This is a genomic window from Pantoea sp. SGAir0183 (assembly GCF_043545505.1).
The window spans coordinates 845713-863074 of record NZ_CP028053.1 but is presented as its reverse complement, the minus strand read 5'-3'; the positions used below and the strand labels follow the sequence as shown (position 1 = coordinate 863074).

Here is a 17362-nt window from a genome sequence, read left to right as displayed (position 1 = left end):
GATATAGTGCGTCGCTCAGGCGACTTCTTCTGGGGGACACCATGTCAGAACCCTCTTTACTTCAGCGACAGGACATTCGTCATCATGTTCGTCATTTACGTCGCGCCTTAACCCCGGAACAGCAACATACTGCCGCCGAACAGCTTGCGGAACACGCGATTAACTTTGCGCCTGTCTCCGACGCCCAAAACGTCGCGCTGTTCTTATCCGTCGATGGGGAAATTAATACGCGTCCGCTTATCGCAAAATTATGGCAGCAGAACAAACGCGTTTATCTTCCTGTGCTTCATCCCTTCTCTGCCGGTCATCTGCTTTTTCTGCGCTATACGCCAGAAACGCCGCTGAGCCCGAACAAGCTACGTATTCCTGAACCGCCACTCGATATCCGGCATATGGTTACGCTGGACGAACTGGATGTGATGATGGTGCCGCTGGTGGCCTTTGATCGCAGTGGTCAGCGTCTGGGCATGGGGGGCGGCTTTTACGACCGCACGTTACAAAACTGGAAACAGCACGCTTTTTTGCCGGTTGGCATCGCGCACGACTGCCAGTTGGTCGATTCGCTGCCTGTGGCGGCCTGGGATATTCCTTTGCCCGCCGTGCTGACGCCGTCAACGTTGTGGTTGTGGGAAGAATAAACCCAGGCACTGTTGTGCGCCTGGGTTTATTATTTTGATAAATCAGTAGAGGAGACGGGCGCGGATAGTGCCAGGGATAGCCTTCATCAGCTGCAGCGCTTTCTCTGCCAGTTCGTGCTCGGCATCGATATCAATCACCACATACCCCATCATGGGTGAGGTTTGCAGGTACTGCGCGGCGATATTGATGCCCTGTTCGGCAAAAATCTGGTTAATTGCGGTCAGCACACCCGGACGGTTTTCATGAATGTGCAGCAGACGGCTTGCGCTGACGCCGTGCATCGGCAAGGACACTTCAGGGAAGTTCACTGCAGACAGCGTTGAACCGTTATCGGAATATTTCGCCAGTTTGCCTGCCACTTCGATACCAATGTTTTCCTGCGCTTCTTCGGTGGAACCCCCGATGTGTGGCGTCAGAATGACATTATCGAACTCACTCAGTGGCGAGACAAACGGATCGCTGTTTGTGGCTGGCTCAACCGGGAACACGTCAATGGCCGCGCCCCCGACCTGCTTGCTGGCCAGCGCGTCACACAGTGCCGGAATATCCACGACGGTGCCGCGTGAGGCGTTGATTAACAGCGCGCCAGGTTTCATCTGCGCCAGCTCGTCAGCAGAGATCATATTTTGTGTCGAGGCAGTTTCAGGCACATGCAGACTGACGACATCGCTCATATTCAGCAACTGCGTCAGGCTTCGCACCTGCGAGGCATTACCCAGCGGCAGTTTATTTTCAATATCATAAAAATACACGTGCATGCCCAGGCCCTCGGCCAGCACGCCTAACTGCATACCAATGTGACCATAGCCGATAATGCCCAGCTTCTTACCGCGCGCTTCGAATGAGCCTTTAGCAATCTTATTCCAGACACCGCGATGGGCTTTGGCGTTCGCTTCTGGCACGCCACGCAGCATCAGCAGCATTTCGCCAATCACCAGTTCGGCGACCGAGCGCGTGTTAGAGAACGGGGCGTTAAAAACGGGAATACCGCGCTTTGCCGCCGCATTTAAATCAACCTGGTTGGTACCGATACAGAAACAGCCCACAGCGACCAGTTTTTCTGCTGCGGCAAAAATCTCTTCAGTCAGTTGGGAACGGGAACGGATACCGATAAAGTGCGCGTCACGGATGGAAGCCTTTAATGACTCGCTATCCAGTGCGCCTTTGTGGAATTCAATATTGGTGTAACCTGCAGCACGAAGATTGTCCAGCGCGCTCTGGTGGACACCTTCCACCAGCAGGAACTTAATCTTGTCTTTTTCCAGTGAAACCTTTGCCATTTCCCAACCCTATTCAGAATTCAACGAGGACTGAACGCAGTCAGCCAGCAGTCAAAATATCAAAAAAAACGCCAGCAGCAATACAAACGATTGCCTGACCGGCTGGCTGGCTGGATTCAGAAGCCAAACTTTGCCGGACAAAATCGTGGGTTGGCCGCATCGGGGAGAATGAACCCGCTGTTGATGACGCTTATGTGACATAAGTCACCAAATTTCAGCCTGGCGAGAAAAGTTTTTTTTTAATTAAAAAAACGCGGGCGCAAATTATGCGCCCGTCGCGTTATTTTTTCAGCGTTTTGACCCCATCCGGTCCGCCAATCAACGCCACATCGGCACCCCGGGTAGCGAAAAGCCCGACGGTGACGACGCCCGGTAACGCGTTAATGGTTTTTTCCAGCTCAATGGGATCCAGAATACGCAGATTATGCACGTCCAGGATGATATTACCGTTGTCAGTGACGACATTCTGGCGATACTCAGGCAAACCGCCCAGCCTGACCAGTTCACGCGCGACGTAGCTGCGTGCCATAGGAATCACTTCAACGGGCAACGGAAAACGCCCCAGCACATCGACTTCTTTCGATGCATCGGCAATACAGATAAACTTTTTAGCCACGGCCGCGACGATTTTTTCGCGGGTCAGCGCGGCACCGCCGCCTTTGATCATCTGCATCTGGGGATTAATTTCGTCGGCACCATCAACATAGATGGCCAGGTCATCGATTTCATTCAAATCAAACACCTGAATACCGAGGCTTTTGAGCTTTTGCGTGGAGGCTTCAGAGCTGGACACGGCACCTTCAATCTGGTGTTTGATGCTGCCGAGCGCATCAATAAAATGGGCAGCGGTAGAGCCTGTTCCCACGCCGACGATCGTACCTGGCTGGACATAATCAAGTGCAGCCCAACCAACAGCTTTTTTCAGTTCATCCTGCGTCATGGTATGTTTAGAACCTGTGCGATAAGAAAATGCGCGTAGTATAAAGCAAGGTTTGCTGAAAATGCTCGGATGCATTGTGCGGATTTAATGCTTTGGAAGCCAGCCCACAAAAATACCCCAGACTTTTGCTCAGGCACATTTGTGGCATCGTAACGTCCACCCTGAAGGAGAGAAAAGAATAATGAAACGCCCGGACTACAGAACGCTTCAGGCGCTGGACGCAGTGATACGTGAACGTGGCTTTGAACGTGCTGCGCAAAAACTGTGCATCACCCAGTCGGCCGTATCGCAACGCATCAAACAGCTGGAAAACCTGTTTGGTCAGCCGCTGTTGGTTCGCACCGTGCCCCCTCGTCCCACTGAGCAGGGGCAAAAGCTGCTTGCGCTGTTGCACCAGGTTGAACTGCTGGAGGAAGAGTGGCTGGGGGACGAAATCAGCGGTACGACGCCGTTACTGCTCTCCCTGGCGGTGAACGCCGACAGTCTGGCCACCTGGCTGTTGCCTGCATTAAAAGACGTGCTGGCCGATTCGCCGGTGCGCCTTAACCTCCAGGTTGAAGATGAAACCCGTACGCAGGAACGTCTGAGACGTGGCGAAGTGGTCGGCGCAGTCAGTATCCAGCCCCAGCCTTTACCCAGTTGTCTGGTTGATCAACTGGGCGCCCTGGATTACCTGTTTGTGGCTTCCCGTGACTTTGCCGAGCGCTTTTTTCCCAACGGCGTCACCCGTTCCGCGTTGCTGAAAGCGCCTGCCGTCGCATTTGACCATCTGGATGATATGCATCAGGCCTTTTTACAGCAGAACTTCGATCTTTCGCCGGGCAGCGTGCCCTGCCATATCGTTAACTCTTCTGAAGCCTTTGTGCAGATGGCCCGTCAGGGCTCAACCTGCTGTATGATCCCGCATCTGCAGATTGAGCGCGAACTGGCGAGCGGTGAGCTGATCGATCTGACACCGGGGCTGTATCAGCGCCGGATGTTGTACTGGCACCGTTTTGCACCGGAAAGCCGATTGATGCGTCGGGTAACCGATGCGCTGATTGCGCATGGTCATCGGGTTCTGCGTCAGGACACGATGGAATAGCGGCCAAAGGCGAAAGTGAAGGCCGGATAAACTGGGGGACGGTGCGTGTCAAACGCGACTCTCTGCCGCTACCGGGCAGCATTCCCGGTCTGCTTATTCTCCTGACAAACCGCCCGGAACCGGACAGCCTGTCCGGGCTTCTGCTGAACTAAAGAGAATAATCCCCTGTGCCACAGCAAGCGTCAGGCGTTGCAGTGAGAGTGTACCCTGCTAAAAGCAGCACGGCTCCATGGCCATCAGGGGCGTGATTTCAGCAGGTGATACCGGGCGCTGAAAAGCGGGAATCAACCAGGGATTGCCCCCGCAGGAATGCGGGGGAAAAGCGCCGCCGGCAAAGGAACAGGCCGACTGCGACAGTCCGTCAGGTTGCTGAGCGATGGAAAGGCACCACATCAGCGGCGCAAAGCGCGCCTGGTAAACACGGCCGCTGATGGCTTCACGACAGCGTCGATAGGCTTACTGTGCCGTATTCGGTTTCATCTCAAAAACCACATCAACCTGGTCATCGAAGTTAATGCTTTGCTGGTCGTAGGTTTCCTGCGCGGAAGTATCGGCCGCTGCCGCGGAGGCTTTAAACATGCGATTCATCGGCATAGGCTGGTAGTTAGCGACCTGATAGCGAATGCTGTAGATTGGCCCCAGTTTGGCGTTAAAGCCTTCTGCCAGTTCTGTGGCTTGCTGAGTCGCATTTTTGATGGCGGCTTTCAGCGCCTGCTGCTTGTAGCGCTCAGGATTGGCGACGCCTAACTCGACGCTGCGAACTTCGTTCAGGCCCGATTTCAGCGCGCCGTCAAGCAGCTCATTCAGCTTGTCCAGCTGGCGGACGGTCACCTGAACCTGACGTACCGCACGGTAACCTTTCAACTGCGATTTACCGTCTTTGGTATAATCGTATTCTGGCTGCGTGGTCAGGTTGGCCGCTTCAATATCCTTTTTCTCGATGCCGTTTTTCTGCAGGAAATCAAAATACTGCGCAACACGACTGTCGACCTGTTTCTTTGCCTCTGCGGCATCTTTCGATGAGACATTCACCACAATTGACAGCGTCGCGATATCCGGGCGGGCATCAACCGTCGCTTTGCCTGACGTCACAACATGCGGTCCGTTTGGCAGTTCATCAGCCTGTGCGCTTAAAGGCAATGCCCCTGCGCTCATCATCGCGACAAGCGCCAATGCTTTCAGTTTCATGAAAGTCCTCCTTGAAAGGTCAGTTCGGTGGCTTCGGGTCCGAAGCCGGCACGCGCATCATATTACGCCTTGCTTGGAGTGAAGGTAATGACAAAAGTTCGGAAAACGGGTCTGGATAACTCGTTTTCGTTTACCTTTTGCTCAAAATCCTGTGATAGCCTGCTGTGCGAGTTGAAACGCGATAAACCACATGACCGCGCCGACCAGCAGGTTGATGAGGCGTTGCGCGCGCGTTGTCTGCAGTAACGGTGCAAGCCAGGCCGCCAACAGGGCTAAGCCAAAAAACCACAACACAGAGGCACTGACGGTCCCCAGGGCGAACCACTGACGCGCGAGGGTATCAGAAAACTGGCTTCCCAGGCTGCCAAGCACAACAAAGGTATCGAGATAAACGTGGGGATTGAGCCAGGTGACTGCCAGCAGGGTGGCAATGATCCGGCCTCGGCTCTGCCGGATATCCAGGCCTGACGCCAGCGCCAGCTCGCGGCGAAAAGCGGTCCGTAATGCGCCCCAGCCATACCAGAGCAAAAAGGCCACACCTGCCCAGGTAATCACGGTCAGCAGCAGTGGCGACTGCTGCAGGAGCGCACTTCCCCCGAAAATCCCTGCGCAGATCAGCACAACATCGCTCAGCGAGCAGAGCGTGGCGGTCATCAGATGATAGTGCCGTTTCACGCCCTGATTAAGTACGAAGGCATTTTGCGGCCCCAGCGGCAGAATGAGCGCGGCCCCAAGAGCAAGCCCTTGAAAATAAATCGATAACACGGGAAATATCCTTACATCAGTCAGATGTCAGGCATTATAGGGAAGCCTATATGATTAGCGGAAATGGAAAAAATTAATACGTCATTAGCCATTTTAATGGGCGGCGGCTGCCGCCCATCGGCTTAACGGGTGACCGCAGTTTCCGCTTCAGGTTTGTTCACCTGATGCAGATGGACATCCATCTGTGGGTAAGGAATACCAATGCCTTTGTTATCCAGCGCACGTTTGAAGTTCTTGAGCAGATCCCAGTAAACGTCCTGCAGATCGCTACTGTTGCTCCAGCAACGCACAACGAAATTCAGCGATGAAGCGCCCAATTCATTCAGGCCAATCTGGATGCCACGATCTTTTAAGACACGCTGATCGGCTTCCACCACTTCACGCAGCAGGGCAATCACCTCATCCACATCGGCTTCATAGGCCACGCCGACGATGAATTCATTACGGCGCACGGGTTCACGCGAGAAGTTGATGATATTCCCGCTGATGATTTTGCCATTGGGAACCACCACAATCTTGCCATCCGCCGACCGCAGTGTGGTCGAGAAAATCTGCACATTCAGTACGGTGCCCATCACGCCGCCCAGATCAACAAACTCACCGGTACGGAAAGGACGGAACGTGACCAGCAGTACACCGGCTGCCAGATTGGACAATGAGCCCTGTAGCGCAAGGCCGACGGCCAGACCCGCCGCACCCAGCACGGCAATGACCGACGCGGTTTGCACGCCAACGCGTCCCAGCGCAGCAATCACCGTAAACGCAATGACGCCATAACGAACCAGCGCGGAAAGAAAGTCTGCCACGGTGGCGTCAATATGACGCGCGATGAGCAGACGATTAACGGCGTTTGAAATCACTCTGGCGATGACCATCCCGACAATAATGATGGCAACAGCCGCAACGATATTCACGGCATAACTCAGAATCAGCGCCTGGTTGTGTACTAACCAGCCACCGGCACTGTTGATACCATCCACAACATTCAAGTCTTCCATTTGTAAGCCCTGTTGATGAATCCCCGAGGGGAAAAACAAAAACTGCCAGATGTAATCCGACACCCAGGGATTAAGGGTAATCAATTATTTAGCCTGGTGCCAAATTACATGGCACCATAATGAGGACGGGCAGCCTGAATCGTCGCCACAATGCGTTTGACTCCCCTCGCTTCGCCCTTCCCTGTTGAGAAGTTTTTGAGCATAAAAGGTGGTGAGCGATGCCGCTGTAACCGGACGTCGACTTATCAAAAGCGCAAAGAGAAAGGTGTGCAAAGGCGGGATAAAAAAAGTCCCGATCGGCTGATCGGGACAGAGTCAGTCACGCTGACGTCCTGAAGACCTCAGCGCTGAGCAACGCTACTTACAGAACGTCAACGGCGTTGAGTTCTTTGAACGCCTGCTCCAGACGCACCACCATGGATGCCTGCGCAGCGCGCAGCCAGACGCGTGGATCGTAGTATTTCTTGTTCGGCTTATCAGCGCCTTCTGGGTTACCCAGCTGCGCCTGCAGATAGCCTTCGTTCTTTTTGTAGTACTGCAGAATACCGTCCCAGGTCGCCCATTGAGTATCGGTATCGATGTTCATCTTGATCACGCCGTAGCTGATAGACTCTTCGATTTCTGCAGCAGAAGAACCTGAACCACCGTGGAACACGAAATCCAGCGCATTGTGCGGCAGGCCATGTTTTTCACAGACAAATTTCTGGGAGTCACGCAGGATGGTTGGGGTCAGTTTCACGTTACCGGGTTTGTAAACGCCGTGGACGTTACCGAAGGATGCCGCAATGGTGAAACGCGGGCTGATCGCATTCAGTTTTTCGTACGCGTAGTTCACGTCTTCTGGCTGGGTGTACAGGGCGGAAGCGTCCATGTGGCTGTTGTCCACGCCATCTTCTTCACCGCCGGTGCAGCCCAGTTCGATTTCCAGGGTCATGTCGATTTTCGCCATGCGCGCCAGGTATTTGCTGCTGATTTCGATGTTTTCTTCCAGTGACTCTTCAGACAGGTCGATCATATGAGAAGAGAACAGCGGCTTGCCGGTTTTTTTGAAGTGCTCTTCGCCTGCGTCAAGCAGACCGTCGATCCACGGCAGCAGTTTTTTGGCACAGTGGTCGGTGTGCAGGATAACCGGCACGCCATACTGTTCAGCCATCAGATGCACGTGCTGTGCGCCAGAGATCGCACCGAAAATGGCGGCGCCCTGTGGCTTGTCGGTTTTAAAACCTTTACCGGCGATGAACGCAGCACCGCCGTTAGAGAACTGTACGATAACCGGGGCTTTAACTTTCGCGGCGGCTTCCAGCACAGCGTTAATTGAGTCAGTACCGACGCAGTTAACCGCTGGCAGAGCGAATTTATTCTCTTTCGCTACTTTGAAGATCTTCTGAACGTCGTCACCAGTGACAACGCCGGGTTTTACGAAATCAAAAATTTTAGACATGATTGTGTCCTGTTTCGTGACCGGTTATCCCCAACATGGGGACAGCGATTTAAACGCCCGGTATCGGGCGAGTTTTCAGGCAGTGCCGCCAGGCACTGCCCCCAAAGGATTACTGCTTCGCACGCTCTTCCAGCATGGCAACGGCAGGCAGTTTTTTGCCTTCAACGAACTCAAGGAACGCGCCGCCGCCCGTCGAGATATAGGAGATTTTGTCTTCAATGCCAAACAGATCGATAGCAGCCAGCGTATCACCGCCACCTGCAACAGAGAACGCGTCACTGTCTGCAATCGCGTTAGCGACAATCTCGGTGCCTTTACGGAAGTTCGGGAACTCAAACACACCAACCGGGCCATTCCACAGAATGGTTTTCGCATTCTTGAGGATGGTTGCCATGGCCTGAGCGGTTTCGTCGCCGAAGTCCATAATCTCTTCGTTATCTGCCACTTCCGAAACCTTTTTCACGGTTGCCGGGGCAGTTTCAGAGAATTCCGTGCCAACGCGTGAGTCGGTTGGGACAGGAATACCATACTGATCGCGCAGACCTTTTGCCGCTTCAACAAAGTCTGGCTCATACAGCGATTTACCCACTTTGTTATCGATAGCGACGAAGGTGTTCGCAATGCCACCGCCGACAATCACGGTGTCCGCAATCTTGACCAGCGACTGCAGCACATCAAATTTGGTTGAGACTTTAGAACCACCGACGACGGCCACCAGCGGACGCTCAGGGTTTTTCATCACTTTACCCAGCGCGTCCAGCTCAGCCGACAGCAGCGGGCCCGCACAGGCGACAGGCGCAAATTTACCCACGCCGTGTGTAGAGGCCTGGGCGCGGTGCGCGGTGCCAAAAGCATCCATCACGAACACGTCACACAGTGCTGCGTATTTTTTTGCCAGCGCCTCGTCGTCTTTCTTTTCGCCTTTGTTAAAGCGAACGTTTTCCAGCACAACCAGCTCGCCCGCGCCGATATCGACGCCGTCAAGGTAGTCTTTCGCCAGCGTTACCGGGGTGCCGTTCAGTTTTTCTTTCAGGTAGTTCACTACAGGCAGCAGTGAGAATTCGTCGTTGTATTCACCTTCGGTTGGACGACCCAGGTGAGAGGTAACCATCACTTTAGCGCCCTGCTTCAGGGCTGCTTCGATAGTAGGCAGAGACGCACGGATACGTGCATCTGACGTCACTTTCCCTTCTTTTACCGGCACGTTGAGATCGGCGCGGATTAGAACGCGTTTGCCAGCAAGATCCAGATCGGTCATCTTAATTACGGACATGGTGAACCCTCTCGTTGATTCTCATAAGTTTTGCCAGACGCAAACCGCGTCTTACCTGAAACCGCTTGCGGCCATCGCTAACGTCGTGTCGATCATTCGGTTAGCAAAGCCCCATTCGTTGTCGCACCAGACCAGGGTTTTGATCAGATGCTGACCGCTGACCCGCGTTTGTGTACCGTCCACAATGGCACTGTGCGGATCATGGTTGAAATCTATTGAGACTAACGGCAACTCCGTATAGTCAACTATACCACGAAACGCCCCTTCTGCCGCGCTCAGCAACAAGGCGTTAACCTCACAGGCCTTAACCGGCTGACGCACAGAAACGCTGAGATCAATGGCGGTCACGTTGATCGTCGGCACACGCACTGCAATGGCTTCAAAGCGATCGTTAAATTTCGGAAAAATACGCGTAATGCCTGCCGCCAGGCGCGTGTCCACCGGAATAATAGACTGACTGGCTGCACGCGTGCGGCGCAGATCGCTGTGATAAGCATCGATCACCTGTTGATCGTGCATCGCCGAATGGATCGTCGTCACCGTGCCCGACTCAATCCCAAACGCATCATCCAGCAGCTTAATCACGGGAATAATGCAGTTGGTGGTGCAGGAGGCATTCGAGACAATACAGTCCGTTTGTTTCAGTTCCTGCTCGTTAACACCGTACACGACGGTAGCATCAAGATCGTGACCACCCGGATGGGAAAACAGGACTTTTTTAGCGCCAGCGCGCAGATGAGCTTCACCATCCTGGCGGGAACCATAAACGCCGGTACAGTCCAGTACCACATCGACATTGAGTTCGCGCCAGGGCAGCGCGTCCAGTCCGGCGTGGTGCAGAATACGAATGGTATCTTCTCCCACCCACAGCAGGTCCCGCTCCTGGCGAACATCCAGTGCAAAACGGCCATGACTGGTGTCGTATTTTAATAAGTGCGCCATGCCTGCGGCTTCCGCCAGCTCATTAATCGCCACCACGGTGATTTCAGCACGGCGTCCCGTTTCATACAGTGCACGCAACACGTTGCGTCCAATGCGACCAAAGCCGTTTATTGCAACCCGAATGGTCATCTTTCTCCTGCCAAACCAGACTGAAAAAAAGGTGCAGATAGCCTGAGCGTTTCACCACGTTTTGTACAGGAGATTCTTACCCGATGCAGGGTGAACGCGCCATAACTGAAACGGTTCAGCGAGAATAATAGAAGTGAGGAATAACAGGAATGACTGCGATCAAGCGAGCTGCGAATTTTTGGATCTGCATCACATAATTGAGCAAAAATGAGCGATTACTCCAGGAATAATTGCGTCAGTCAGGGGGCAGAAAGCGCCCCCTTTTTATTGCTATCCTGACGCGCAGGCACGCGTCAGGATTGTGGCATTACGCCAGCAACGCTTTTGCTTTTGCGACAACGTTGTCGAGCGTGAAACCGAACACTTCGAACAGCTTCTCAGCAGGAGCCGACTCACCAAAGGTGGTCATCCCAACAATAGCCCCGTTCAGCCCGGTGTATTTAAACCAGTAATCGGCGATACCAGCCTCAATAGCGACGCGCGCCGCAACGGCTTTTGGCAGAACAGATTCACGGTATTCTTCGGACTGTTTATCGAAAGCATCGGTCGATGGCATAGACACCACGCGCACCTTGCGACCTTCTTCAGTAAGTTTCTGGTAAGCCGCGACGGCCAGTTCCACTTCGGAACCGGTGGCAATCAGAATCAGTTCTGGCGTGCCTGCGCTGTCTTTGAGGACATAACCACCGCGGGCCACGTTGGCCAGTTGCTCGGGTGTACGCTCCTGCTGTGCCAGGTTTTGACGCGAGAAGATCAGGGCGCTTGGACCGTCTTTACGCTCAATGGCATATTTCCACGCCACGGCAGATTCAACCTGGTCACACGGACGCCACAGGCTCATGTTCGGCGTCGTGCGCAGGCTTGCCATCTGCTCAACAGGCTGGTGCGTCGGGCCATCTTCACCCAGACCGATTGAATCATGGGTATACACCATGATCTGACGGATCTTCATCAGCGCAGCCATACGTGCCGCGTTACGCGCATATTCCACGAACATCAGGAAGGTTGCGGTATACGGCAGGAAACCGCCGTGCAGGGCCAGACCGTTAGCAATCGCGGTCATACCAAACTCACGCACACCATAATGGATGTAGTTACCCGCAGCATCTTCATTGATTGGCTTAGATCCCGACCAGATAGTCAGGTTACTGGGTGCCAGATCCGCTGAACCGCCCAGATATTCCGGCAGGATCTTACCAAACGCTTCAATCGCATTCTGCGAGGCTTTACGGCTGGCAATTTTCGCCGGGTTCGCCTGTAACTGCTCAATGAATTTTTGCGACTCTTGCTGCCAGTTAGCTGGCAGTTCGTTGCTCATGCGACGTTTGAATTCGGCAGCCAGTTCCGGGAAGGCTTTGGCGTAAGCGGCAAATTTTTCATTCCACGCGGCTTCTTTCGCCTGGCCCGCTTCTTTAGCATCCCACTCGGCATAAATCTCAGACGGGATAACAAATGGCGGATACTCCCAACCCAGTTGCTTACGGGTCAAGGCCACTTCGTCGTCACCCAGTGGCGCGCCATGTGAATCATGGGTGCCCGCTTTGTTTGGTGAACCAAAACCAATCACGGTTTTGCACATCAGCAGTGAAGGCTTATCGGTTACGGCTTTCGCTTCTTCGATGGCTTTCGCGATCGCATCCGCGTTATGCCCATCCACACCGCGCACCACATGCCAGCCATAGGCTTCAAAACGCTTAGCGGTGTCATCGGTAAACCAGCCGTCGATATGGCCATCGATTGAAATACCGTTATCGTCATAGAAGGCCACCAGCTTACCGAGCTTCAGCGTACCGGCCAGTGAGCAGACTTCGTGTGAGATGCCTTCCATCATGCAACCATCGCCCATAAACACCCAGGTGTTATGGTCTACGATGTCATGACCCGGACGGTTGAACTGCGCCGCTAATGTGCGCTCAGCGATGGCAAAACCCACGGCATTGGCAATGCCCTGGCCCAGCGGACCGGTGGTGGTTTCCACACCAACGGTGTAGCCGTACTCAGGGTGACCCGGGGTTTTAGAGTGCAGTTGACGGAAGTTTTCCAGTTCGCTGATGGGCAAATCGTAACCGGTCAGATGCAGCAGGCTGTAGATCAGCATCGAACCGTGACCATTCGACAGCACAAAACGGTCGCGGTCAGCCCACAATGGGTTAGTTGGATTATGATTCAGGTAGCCACGCCATAACACTTCGGCGATATCCGCCATGCCCATAGGGGCACCCGGATGTCCCGATTTAGCTTTTTGCACTGCATCCATACTTAACGCGCGAATGGCATTGGCAAGATCTTTACGAGAGGGCATCTTCTACTCCATTTCGGATTAACGATTTGCGCCTTAACCTTTTGTAATTAATCAGTTATCGGGCAAAGCGAGGGGAAACTTTCACAACAATGTACATGAAAAACGGCCTAAAAGTAATGTCGTAAAACGCGAAATATGCCCGGCGCGTTTGGCTTTTCCGGTAATGTCTGCTAGCAAAACGGTTTACCGCCGACTATAACCAGTAAGTTCGATCACCAGCCACCGCGTCAGGTGATTGTTTTTTATCTTGTTACTATTGGGAAGATGGAATGAAAATTCAGAAAACGGTACTGGCTTTGGGGATGATCGCGCTGTTAAGTGGCTGCGAGGGGATGAATAACAACGGCCTGCTGCAGTCAGGTGCACAGGCTTTCCAGGCGTACACATTAAGCGATGCCCAGGTGAAGCAGTTGAGCGATCAATCCTGTGCCCAGATGGACAAAGACAATCAGGTCGCGCCGGCGAACAGCGAATACCAGCAACGTCTGAATAAAATCGCGGCCGCACTGGGCGACAACATTAACGGTACGCCGGCTAACTATAAGGTCTACCAGACCAAAGATGTGAATGCCTGGGCGATGGCCAACGGCTGTATTCGCGTTTACAGCGGCCTGATGGACATGATGAACGACAATGAAGTGGAGGCGGTGCTGGGGCACGAAATGGGTCACGTCGCGCTGGGCCATACACGTAAAGCGATGCAGGTTGCCTTTACCACGACCGCCGCGCGCACCGCTGCCGCGTCCGTAGGAGGCATCATTGGCTCGCTGTCGCAGTCACAACTGGGCGATATGGGCGAAAAACTGGTGAATGCGCAGTTCTCCCAGACTCAGGAAACGCAGGCGGATGACTACTCTTACGATCTGCTTAAAAAACGGGGAATTGACCCTGTCGGATTAGCGACCAGCTTTGAAAAACTGGCGAAACTGGAACAGGGTCGCCAGAGCTCTATGTTCGATTCGCACCCTGATTCTGAAGCCCGCGCACAACACATTCGCGATCGTATCGCGGCAGACAGCAAGTAAGCCTGAATCAGCGGGATAACGCTGCGTTATCCCGCTGTGGCATTAGCCTTTGTTGGCGGCCTGAACGTGTAACATATCCAGTGCCAGCGTTGCGGCAGCCAGCGCGGTCAGATCGGCGTGATCATAGCCCGGGGCCACTTCCACCAGATCCATCCCGACAATATTCATGCCCTGCAAACCCCGAATCAACTTGGTCGCTTTATCGGTCGTTAAGCCACCGATCACTGGCGTACCGGTACCCGGCGCATGCGCAGGGTCCAGGCAGTCAATGTCAAAGGTAAGGTAAACCGGCAGATCGCCAACGGTGCGCTTAATTTCCGCCAGGATATCGTCCACGCTGCGGTCGTTAACCTGCGCCGCATCCAGCACGTTAAAGCCCAGGCTCTTATCGAACTCGGTACGGATACCGATCTGGACGGAGTGCTGCGGATCGATCAGGCCCTCTTTTGGCGCCGTAAAGAACATGGTGCCATGGTCAAACGTGGGGCCGTTAGAATAGGTATCGGTATGCGCGTCGAAGTGCACCAGCGCCATTTTACCGAAGTGCTTCGCGTGGGCACGCAGTAGCGGCAGCGTGACGTAGTGATCGCCGCCAAACGTCATCATACGTTTACCGTTAGCCAGCAGCTTCTCTGCGTGAGCCTGCAACTTGTCAGACAGGTCCTGAGAGTCGCCAAAGGCATAAACCAGATCGCCACAGTCGACGACATTCAGGCGCTGACGCAGGTCAAAATCCCACGGCCAGCGACAGCCTTCCCAGGCCAGATTCGTTGAAATCTGACGGATGGCACCAGGGCCAAGACGGCTGCCTGGACGGCCAGAGGTTGCTGCATCAAACGGAACGCCGGTGATCACCCACTCTGCGTCGCTGTCGTAAGGCTGAAAATTGACTGGAAAACGCATAAAACCAAAGGCGTTAGAAACCAGTGAATTGTCGTACTGATTACCGAGGGTATTGTACATAAGTCGTCCTCTGTTAATGTCTGAACCGGGCCGTGCCCGCACACCTTTCAGGTTGAGATAAAAAAAATCCCCTCCGCGTCGTTAGGCCCGACGAGGAAGGGATGTGTTGCCGCCGATTATCAACAATGTCCCGCCCGGCTGCAAGCGCTTCGCAGGGCGTTATTCGTCTTCTAAATACGTGTAGCCATACAGACCGCTTTCAAACTCCTGCAGGAACTGCTCACGCAGGTCTTCGTCCAGTTCAGAAGTCTGAATCTGTTTACGGAACAGCATCATCAGCTCATTGGGGTCCAGCTGCACATACTGCAACATGTCGGCCACGGTATCGCCTTCATCGGAAAGCTGTACTTCCACTTCGCCATCCTGGAATGCGAAGACATCCACCGCTTCGGTATCACCAAACAGGTTGTGCATGTTGCCCAGAATTTCCTGGTACGCGCCGACCATAAAGAAGCCCAGCATCGGTGGGTTCTCAACATCATATTCCGGCATCGGCATGGTCGTCGCGATGCCGTCGCCATCCACGTAATGATCGATGGTGCCATCGGAGTCACAGGTAATATCCAGCAGCACGGCCCGACGTTCGGGCTTTTTATTCAGGCCTTCCAGTGGCAGCACCGGGAACAGCTGATCGATGCCCCACGCGTCCGGCATCGACTGGAACAGCGAGAAGTTCACATAGATCTTATCCGCCATGCGCTCCTGCAGCTCATCAATAATCGGGCGATGTGCGCGGTTGCTGGGATCCAGATGCTGCTGAATATAATGGCAAATGCTCAGGTACAGCTGTTCAGCCCAGGCGCGCTGCTTAAGGCTGTAAATGCCTGACGAATAGCCGGTGTGAATATCAAACAGGTCCATCTGGCTGTCGTGCAGCCATTCACGCAGAGAGCGGCGCGTATTCGGCTCGTGCATCTCCTGCCAGGTTTCCCACATGCTCAGGATAGGACGTGGCGCATCATCGATATCGGGCGCTTCAGGTTTGCTGAATTCGTTCCGCTCAACACCAATGATGTTAGAGACCAGCACCGTATGGTGCGCCGTTACGGCGCGACCGGACTCGGTGATGACGGTAGGATGTTCAAGTCCGTGTTCGTCGCAGGCGGCACCGATGGCCCAGATAACATTATTAGCGTATTCATTCAGCCCGTAGTTTACCGAGCAGTCAGACTGTGAACGCGTCCCTTCATAATCCACGCCCAGGCCGCCGCCGACGTCGAAGCACTTAATGTTGACGCCCAGCTTCGCCAGCTCCACGTAAAAACGTGCCGACTCGCGCACGCCGGTGGCGATATCGCGAATATTCGCCATCTGAGAGCCAAGGTGGAAGTGCAGCAGTTGCAGGCTGTCAATGCGTCCGGCTTCGCGCATGATTTCAACCAGCTTCAGCACCTGCGTGGCAGACAGGCCAAATTTGGATTTCTCGCCACCGCTCGACTGCCATTTACCGGAACCTTGCGACGCCAGACGCGCACGAATGCCGAGGCGCGGCACCACATTCAGGCGTTCCGCTTCTTCCAGCACCAGGCGCACTTCGGTCATCTTCTCCAGAACCAGATAAACCTTGTGCCCCATTTTTTCGCCGATCAGCGCCAGACGAATGTATTCACGATCTTTATAACCGTTACAGACAATCACTGAGCGGGTGTGGCCGGCATGCGCCAGCACCGCCATCAGTTCCGCTTTTGATCCGGCTTCAAGGCCCAACGGCTCACCGGAGTTCACCAGCGATTCAATCACGCGTTTGTGCTGGTTAACCTTGATGGGATAAACCAGGAAGTAGTCACCGGTATAGCCATAGGATTCACGCGCGCGTTTGAACGCGGCGTTGATTGAGCGCAGGCGGTGCTGAAGGATCTGCGGAAAACAGAACAACGCCGGCAGACGCTGGCCTTGCGCCTCACGTTCTTTCACCAGTTTTGCCAGATCAACGCGCACGTCCGGGCGATCCGGGTCGGGACAGACACTAATATGACCCAGTTCATTCACGTCATAATAGTTATTGCCCCACCAGGCAATGTTATAGGTCCGCAGCATCAGGCTGGCGTCCTGATCGTTCATCGCCACCTCCTGCATAGAGCGGAGAGCACCTTGTTCGCCAGCTGACGAACCCTTGATATTCTTCATGCCGTCAGACATCACGAACCTCAATTTTCCGTTGAAAGATAATACTGTAATCCGACTCAACAGCCGGATGTAGGGAAATTCGTTGCCACATATTACGTCATGCTCTGTCAGCGTCACGCGCCCAGATAATCCCCTTGCATGACCTAAGTGTAAAACACTCCGCCACGACAGGGGAAAAAAGGGCCGCGAATAATTCACACCACGTCGGTCGGGCCACTTGCCCACGATGACGTGTCAGAGGTTAGCCAGCGCTTGTGTCGGGATAA

General features: G+C 54.0%; 14 protein-coding genes. 3 read left to right on the top strand and 11 right to left on the bottom strand.

From position 1 onward, the window contains the following. Positions 1-41 precede the first annotated feature (41 nt). Positions 42-638, top strand: a complete 597-nt coding sequence (locus C1N59_RS04185; RefSeq protein WP_394550357.1) for a 5-formyltetrahydrofolate cyclo-ligase — start codon at positions 42-44, stop codon at positions 636-638. Positions 639-680: 42 nt separating this feature from the next. On the opposite strand, the gene serA is transcribed toward C1N59_RS04185, so the two are convergent. Next, positions 681-1919: a phosphoglycerate dehydrogenase gene (serA, locus tag C1N59_RS04180; protein ID WP_006120831.1), complete on the bottom strand. Its 1239-nt coding sequence runs from the start codon at positions 1917-1919 to the stop codon at positions 681-683. Positions 1920-2199: 280 nt separating this feature from the next. After that, the gene (gene rpiA, locus C1N59_RS04175) at positions 2200-2859 is read right to left on the bottom strand and encodes a ribose-5-phosphate isomerase RpiA (protein WP_033739634.1); all 660 of its coding nucleotides are present in this window, start codon (positions 2857-2859) and stop codon (positions 2200-2202) included. Positions 2860-3040: 181 nt separating this feature from the next. Here rpiA and C1N59_RS04170 point away from each other — a divergent pair, with 181 nt between their 5' ends. After that, a complete protein-coding gene (locus tag C1N59_RS04170; protein WP_006120833.1) occupies positions 3041-3943 on the top strand; it encodes a LysR family transcriptional regulator ArgP in 903 nt (300 codons plus the stop codon). A gap of 456 nt (positions 3944-4399) precedes the next feature. On the opposite strand, the gene C1N59_RS04165 is transcribed toward C1N59_RS04170, so the two are convergent. The 7 genes from C1N59_RS04165 to tkt form a co-directional block, all read right to left on the bottom strand. Beyond that, positions 4400-5131, bottom strand: coding sequence for an oxidative stress defense protein (locus C1N59_RS04165; protein WP_006120834.1), 732 nt, complete (start codon positions 5129-5131; stop codon positions 4400-4402). Between the two features lie 141 nt (positions 5132-5272). Next, positions 5273-5896 carry an arginine exporter ArgO gene (gene argO / locus C1N59_RS04160; protein WP_394550356.1) on the bottom strand — a complete coding sequence of 208 codons (624 nt, stop codon included), beginning with the start codon at positions 5894-5896 and terminating at the stop codon, positions 5273-5275. A 122-nt stretch (positions 5897-6018) separates the two neighbouring features. Further along, the gene (gene mscS, locus C1N59_RS04155) at positions 6019-6894 is read right to left on the bottom strand and encodes a small-conductance mechanosensitive channel MscS (protein ID WP_394550355.1); all 876 of its coding nucleotides are present in this window, start codon (positions 6892-6894) and stop codon (positions 6019-6021) included. Between the two features lie 361 nt (positions 6895-7255). Beyond that, positions 7256-8335 (bottom strand): class II fructose-bisphosphate aldolase, encoded by a 1080-nt coding sequence (gene fbaA / locus C1N59_RS04150; protein WP_039339288.1) that lies wholly within the window; start codon positions 8333-8335, stop codon positions 7256-7258. Positions 8336-8444: 109 nt separating this feature from the next. Continuing rightward, complete coding sequence (gene pgk, locus C1N59_RS04145) at positions 8445-9608, bottom strand: phosphoglycerate kinase (protein ID WP_033739641.1); 1164 nt, start codon at positions 9606-9608, stop codon at positions 8445-8447. 51 nt (positions 9609-9659) lie between these two features. After that, complete coding sequence (gene epd / locus C1N59_RS04140; RefSeq protein ID WP_033739643.1) at positions 9660-10679, bottom strand: erythrose-4-phosphate dehydrogenase; 1020 nt, start codon at positions 10677-10679, stop codon at positions 9660-9662. Positions 10680-10986: 307 nt separating this feature from the next. Further along, complete coding sequence (gene tkt, locus C1N59_RS04135) at positions 10987-12981, bottom strand: transketolase (protein ID WP_006120840.1); 1995 nt, start codon at positions 12979-12981, stop codon at positions 10987-10989. A gap of 269 nt (positions 12982-13250) precedes the next feature. Between tkt and C1N59_RS04130 the strand changes: the two genes are divergently transcribed. Then, positions 13251-14006: a metalloprotease LoiP gene (locus C1N59_RS04130; RefSeq protein WP_006120841.1), complete on the top strand. Its 756-nt coding sequence runs from the start codon at positions 13251-13253 to the stop codon at positions 14004-14006. A gap of 42 nt (positions 14007-14048) precedes the next feature. On the opposite strand, the gene speB is transcribed toward C1N59_RS04130, so the two are convergent. After that, entirely contained in the window at positions 14049-14969 is a 921-nt protein-coding gene (speB, locus tag C1N59_RS04125; RefSeq protein ID WP_033739645.1) for an agmatinase, read from the bottom strand. 159 nt (positions 14970-15128) lie between these two features. Beyond that, a complete protein-coding gene (gene speA / locus C1N59_RS04120) occupies positions 15129-17108 on the bottom strand; it encodes a biosynthetic arginine decarboxylase (protein ID WP_394550354.1) in 1980 nt (659 codons plus the stop codon). Positions 17109-17362: the final 254 nt, after the last annotated feature.